We start from the raw sequence: 4,589 nt of genomic DNA, 5'->3' as shown, positions 1-4,589 counted from the left end.
GGCCAGCGGGATGCCGAGGCAGAGGTGGGTGCCGCGGCCGAAGGAGAGGTGGGGGTTGGGGGCGCGGTCGAGGACGACCTCGTCGGCGCAGGGGAAGTGCGCGGCGTCCCGGTTGGCCGAGGCGAGCGAGAGCAGCACGGAGTCGCCGGCGTGGATCCGGACGCCGCCGAGCTCCAGGTCCTCGGTGGCGAAGCGGCGGATGGCGAGCGGCAGCGGCCCGTCGTAGCGCAGCAGCTCCTCGATGGCGGTGGGCAGCAACTGCGGCCTGGCCAGCAGCCGTTCCCAGTGCATGCGGGGGTCGAGGAGGGCGAGGATGCCGTTGCACACCATGCTGGCCGTGGTGTCGTGGCCGGCGGCGAGGAGGATGAAGGAGAGGCTGACCAGCTCGTCCTCGGTGAGCCGGTCGTCGGCGTCGCGGGCCTGGATCAGGGTGCTGAGCAGGTCGTCGGCCGGGTGGCGGCGCTTGTGGGTGATGACGTCGCGCAGCTGGGCCTCGGCCTGCCGCATGGCGTCGAGGATGGCGCGCGGCCGGCCTGGGATCAGCAGGGCGTCGGTCCAGGAGGCGATCTGGGCGCCGGCGGAGGCGGGCAGGCCGAGGAGGCCGCAGATGACGCGCAGCGGGAGCGGGAGCGCGAGCGCGGCGAGCAGGTCGGCCTCGCCGGCCGGGTAGACGGCGTCGATCAGGGTGTCGGTGTGGGCCTGCACGGTGGGGCGCAGGCGCTCGATGGCGCGGCGGGTGAAGGCGGGCGCGACGAGGCGGCGCAGCCGGGTGTGGTCGGGTGGGTCGAGGTGGAGCAGGTCGTTGCGGAGCGCGGGCGGCAGGGGGAGGCCCTGGTAGTCGCCGCCGTGGCTGGTGGCGGCGTTGGTGGACAGGCGGGGGTCCTGGAGTGCGGCGCGGACGTCCGGGTAGCGGGTGACCAGCCAGGCCGCCGCGCCGTCGGGGCCGGTGACGCGGTGCACGGAGCGGCTGGCCCGCAGCCGGGCGTACTTCCCGTGCGGGTCCGCGAAGAAGGACTCGTCGATGTGCACGCCACCTAACGTACATGTGCGATTACGGAATGCAGTGACGGATGCGGGAACCTTTCTCCTGCCCGCTCCCGCCCCGGCGGTGATGGCGACGGCGTCCCTCGGTGCGAATGGGGGCCGGCCCGCGACTGGCCTGGGTCGCGGGCCGGCCCTCGTCAGCGCGCCGCCGCGGCCCGGTGGCGGGCGACGGCGGCCAGCCGGACGGCGGAGGTGCCGAGCCCGGTGGGGGCGAGGAAGCCGGGGGGCGTGACGTCGTCGAGGAGGTGTTCCTCCCGGTAACGGCGGCACTCGCGGTGCCAGTTGAGGACGGCGGCCAGCCAGTTCGCCAGCTGTTCCACATAGCCGTCGAGCACCGCGCGCTGCGCCGCGTCCAGGCCCAAGTCGTCGGCCAGGACCGGGAGTTCGTTTGCGGCCACGTGCTGGAACTGGCGCAGCCTGGAGTGCATCAGGTCGTCCACGATGCCCAGCGCCCTCGGGTAGTCGCAGTCGAAGAAGTTCTGCACGACGAGGACGGCGTTGTGGATCTCGCCCTCGAACTCGATCTCCTTCTGGTAGGAGAAGACGTCGTTGATCAGCGCCCCGTAGTCGGCCGCGGCGTTCTCCAGCGAGCGCAGCGGGCCGCTCTCGTAGACCTCGGCGGGCAGCGAGCGGTCGAGTCGCAGGCGGCACAGGCTCATGGTCAGATCGGACCCGAACGTCTTGCGGCGCATCTCCAGGTAATCGACCGGTTCGGGGATGCGGTTCTGCGCCTGGTTGACGAGCTCCCACAGCCAGCTGTCGGTCATGTCGACGACGGTGGTGCGGAACGCGCGGCGGGCGGCGGGGGTCATCCCGCCGGCGGTGCGCGCCCAGAGGTCGGCGAGACCGCGTTCCAGGGCGTTGGTGAGCGGCGGGGGCGCGGCGCCCGGGTCGTCGAGCGGCATCAGGGTGGCGAGGCGCTCGGTGCAGGCGCGGGCCGCCGCCAGGTTCCTGGTGCGGCCGAAGACCGCCGGGTAGTAGTCGTCGCCGTAGGTGCCCCAGGCCAGCCAGCCGCTGGCCAGGTCGAGCTCCTCCTGCCCCACGGTGGGGCTGATGCCGGCGGCGCAGAGCGCGAGGTCGTAGCCGCGCAGCTTCCGCTCGGTCCAGACGACCGGGGTGTCGGTGAAGATGCCGACGCGCCGGCACCAGTCGACGACCTCGCGGCGGGCCGCGGGCAGCAGCGGGTTGAGCTTCAGGGCGAAGGGCAGGTCGAAGTCGGGCAGCAGGGAGGGCCCGACGCGCTGGTGCGGCGCGTGCGCGAAACCGCGCGCCCTGGCCCGCTCGGCGCGCGGGGTGGTGGACACCCCCAGGCCGGCCCCGAGCCCGGCGAGCGCCGTGAAGGGGCCGCTGAGGCCGAGCCGGGCGGCGGGCGCGGCCTCCGGCTTCATGTAGCGGCTGGAGCGCAGGTGCCACTCGTGGCCGCCGGACTGCCAGTCCTGGAGGCCCTTGACGTAGGCGAGCACGGCGGCGCACTCGTCGGGCGTCAGGCCGTGTTCGGCGAAAAGCGGCGGGAGTTCGGTGAGCGCGGTGTGCTCGAACTGCTGGAGCCGCGCGGTCAGCAGGTCGTTGACGGCGTCGGCGGCCTCCTGGGTGGTGCAGCCGAGGAAGGTCTCGAGCGCGAGCACGCCGTTGCTCAACTCGCCCTCGTCCTCGGTCTCGCGCTGGTAGGAGAACAGGTCGTTCCGCAGGTGGACGGCGTCCGCGAAGGTGTCGCGGAGCACGCACAGCGGGCGGGAGGCGGCGACGGCGGCCGGCACCTCGGCGCGCGCCGCGTACTCGACGAGCCCGGCCGACCAGGGGGCGCCGCCGACCTTGCGGCGCATCTCGATGTACTCGACGGGGTTGGGGATCCGCCCGATGTTGATGTTGGCAAGCTCCCACAGCGACTCGTTGAGCAGGTGCTCGGTGGCCTTGGCGAACCTGACGCGCCACTCCGTCGACATCGCGGGCACGGTGCGGGCCCACAGGTCGGCGAGGCCGGCCTCGACCGGGTTGACCGGCTCGGGGGTGCCGGCGGCGAGGTCCATGGGCATGAAGGCCGGCAGCCGGTCCAGGTACGCCTTGCCGCCGGCGCGGTCCTGGGAGCGCTTGAAGGTCTCCAGGAAGTGGTCGTCGAAGAAGAAGACCCAGACGTACCAGTCGGTGACCAGCGCCAGGTCGGACGCGGTGGTGTCCGGGTGGGTGTACGCGCAGAGCAGCGGGTAGTCGTGCGCCTCGAGGTCCTGCTGGGACCAGATCCCCGAGCCCTCCAACATGCCCATGTCGCGCGCCCACTGCGTGGAGTGGGCACGCACCTCGTCGAGGTGCGGGCTCAGCCGGGCGGGGTAGGGGGTGTAGAAGTCGGGCAGGTGAAAGGGCTGTTGTGCCACCGTCGCGTCATCTCCTGGGATGGTCGGACACGGGCCGGACGACGGCCGGACATGGCGGGTCCGGCCTGCTTGGTCCCGCCAGCATGACCCGACTTCCCCCTGTTGCCCTGTCAAACCACTCGTCCAGGTGAACCGTTGGCCCCTCCCTGACGTCCTGGCTGACAGCATGACCATGCTCCGCATGGTGCTGACGGGGGGTTGTTGATCGATGTCTCAGCGAACGCTCTACTCCGACAAGACCTGGAACCCGCTGGCGGGTCACGTCGAACTCGACGAGGGCCAGCTGCGGGCTCACGGCAGGATCACGCCGCTGGCCGACCTGAACCTGGTGGCGATGGCCGACGCGTACCTGCGCGGCCGGTGGCTCGGCGGGGGCGGGACCGAGCGGGCGCTGACCGCGATCGGTCAGGGCCCCGGGCTGGTCCCGGTGATCCGGGCGTCGGGCTCGGCGACGCCGCTGAGGGTGCGCAGGGCGGCCGAGTTCGTCACCGCGCTCGGCGAGCTGTGCGTGTGGTTGGCCGGCGGCCGGGACGCCGTCGCCCACCACGCGCGGCAGGCGGCCCGGGAGGAGGTGCCGCTGTGGATCGCGCGCCGGATCGCGTCCGGTCCCTCCGGCGGCCCGATAGCGGTCGCCGTCGACCGGCGCCTGGCGCGCGCCGACGTGTGGGCGCCGGACGTTCCGTCGGCGCGGCTGCGCGGCCCGCTCGGTCTGCGGGCCGGGCAGGCGAACGTGGCCGAGCTGCTGGCGGTGACGGTCGGGAGCGCGCCGGCCGCCCTCACCATCGAGCGGAGCCGGCGCAGGTCACGGTGCTCGGTGACGGTTCACTCGGCGGTCGGCCGGTGGGAGCTGCGCCGCGAGAACTCGAACACCTCACGGCTGCTGCGGGACGGCGGCTCGGTGGCGCTGCTCGGCCGACCGGAGCGCCGTCGGGCGGCCCCGGCCGGCACTCTGCTGCCGCTGGCGGACGTCCAGTACCACACGACCTATCCGGTGGACGCGGCGCTCGCGCACTTCTTCGGGGTCTGCTTCGGGCTCGGCGATCACACGGGCAGGGTGCGGTTCGGCATGCGCCGGCCGAGGAACGAGTTGGAGATCGACGACTCGCTGTGGCAGGAGCCGTGGTTCACCGGCCTCGGCAGGGGCGGGGACGACCACGGTCCCGGCGGGAGCGGGGA

The 4,589-nt window shown here is 73.3% G+C and carries 3 protein-coding genes; 1 reads left to right on the top strand and 2 read right to left on the bottom strand.

Going from position 1 to position 4,589, the window contains the following annotated elements; all coding sequences use genetic code 11:
* Both E1265_RS33910 and E1265_RS33905 read right to left on the bottom strand, forming a co-directional pair.
* Positions 1–1,029, bottom strand: a 1,029-nt coding sequence (locus tag E1265_RS33910) for a cytochrome P450 (RefSeq protein WP_132934791.1), incomplete at its 3' end; no start/stop codon positions are given.
* 152 nt (positions 1,030–1,181) lie between these two features.
* Positions 1,182–3,413, bottom strand: coding sequence for a terpene synthase family protein (locus E1265_RS33905; RefSeq protein ID WP_132934790.1), 2,232 nt, complete (start codon positions 3,411–3,413; stop codon positions 1,182–1,184).
* A 208-nt stretch (positions 3,414–3,621) separates the two neighbouring features.
* Here E1265_RS33905 and E1265_RS33900 point away from each other — a divergent pair.
* On the top strand, positions 3,622–4,589 hold a 968-nt coding region (locus tag E1265_RS33900; protein ID WP_132934789.1), incomplete at its 3' end, for a hypothetical protein.

The sequence above is a fragment of the Streptomyces sp. 8K308 genome, assembly GCF_004348315.1.
Taxonomy (GTDB): domain Bacteria; phylum Actinomycetota; class Actinomycetes; order Streptomycetales; family Streptomycetaceae; genus Streptomyces.
Note: the sequence above shows the minus strand (reverse complement) of the source record. Positions and strands in the feature narration are given on the sequence as shown.